At 42.0% G+C, this 1,558-nt stretch carries 1 protein-coding gene; it reads right to left on the bottom strand.

Translation table 11 applies throughout. The features are described from left to right. Positions 1–304: 304 nt before the first annotated feature. Positions 305–1,150: a S1 family peptidase gene (locus ACL7TT_RS20495; protein ID WP_413398029.1), complete on the bottom strand. Its 846-nt coding sequence runs from the start codon at positions 1,148–1,150 to the stop codon at positions 305–307. Positions 1,151–1,558 lie beyond the last annotated feature (408 nt).

Below are 1,558 nucleotides of genomic sequence, written 5' to 3'. Positions count from 1 at the left end.
CCTCAATCTGGCATCTTTGCTCATAGGTCAGTTGCTTGTAGTGTCTCATTGCATAACTCTTGCCGGAGAAAAAGCGAGAAGCCTACGGGCAACTGACCGCTTTTTCTAGCTCCATTGAGATATGCACTTACAAGTTGAATCTAGGAATCTAGATTATCTTGTTTCTCGTTATTAATGCTCATTCTCTCCTAGGCAATATAACGCCTGTTAGGGGCTGATAATATTTGGCTAAAATGTGTAGCAAAGCGAAACCGAGCCAAATTTTAGCAGTCCCACTTGAATAGCTTGTTAGAGCAACGAGTGATTACTTTACCTCTATGGAAGAACATAAATCATTCATTTTTTCAGGTTTCATATTTTCATGCAGAAAAGGGTTTTTGGTAGCAATTTGTTCCCTAGTTAAGTCGCTATCCGCTGAAATTACTTGTTGTATCCAACCTTTATATGATGAAACTCGAGTATAAAGCTCTGTAACCCCGTACTCTCCGACATCATAAAACCATGAGTCGGCTCGTGAACTGACACCGAGCAATTCATAGTTATCTCCGTTTTTAATATAGGCAGGGCCTCCACTATCACCATTACCAGAAACACCTTCTAGCGCTTCTCCTTGAGAGCCTTTTTCGAATTTGAAAACTATATCCGTATCTGTAGTTTTAACGATCTTATTTTGAGCTTTTCTTAACTTCCCATTATTTTCTTTATAGCTAACTGTCTGACCCTCAGTGCCTGTTCCTGTTCCACCGACACCTATAAACCAAACAACAGCACCTTTTTCATCATTGTTGCTATAAATTTCTGCAGGCTTAATATCAGCAATACTAGATTCAAGTTTAATTAAAGCTATGTCGTGTTCATCTCCCAAGTGATAATCAGGGTGACTATATCGATTAGAAATAGCTACTATTTCATCGCCTACTCTAATTTTTTGTCCAGGATTCATACAAAAAACAGCATGGGCAGCGGTTACAACCCACTGAGGATGGATCAATGTACCGTGAACACCTATGTTATATAAGGTTGCTAGAGGAGGGAAGTCAGATGGAACAGCAGAATAATTTTCATCGGAAACATCATGTCGAATGACTATTGCATTGGCTAACGAAGTAAAAAGTCCTATTGATAAAATTAAGGATTGAGCAATTTTCATGTAATCTCCTATCTAAGTTGCTCTAACGCCGCCAGCACAGGCCGGAGCACGTAGTGCGGCGGTCCAGCCCATGAAGTGGGCAGTTATGCCTGGCTTTGTGTACGCCCAGCATGGGCATGAACTAATGAGGTGAAAGTCCTCTGTAGGAGAGCCTGCTCACCGGGCTACCGGTGATCATAACTGATGCAGGTGGCTGGTTAGGCCTTACCTGACAGGACTTCCACCTTGCAAGAAGCATCAAGCTTAGTTTGACGCACTAACGCCGGTAGTGTTCAGAATTCTGTGTCATTTCTTTATCATTAGCAAAAAAGAGATGACCTATGACTAAACATACTTTCGATATGGATGCTGCTATCAAGGCGCTGCGTGAGGGCAAAGACCTCAGCGGCAAAGATGGCATCCTGACGC

This window comes from Microbulbifer jejuensis (assembly GCF_047289955.1).
Lineage (GTDB): Bacteria > Pseudomonadota > Gammaproteobacteria > Pseudomonadales > Cellvibrionaceae > Microbulbifer.
Note: the sequence above shows the minus strand (reverse complement) of the source record. Positions and strands in the feature narration are given on the sequence as shown.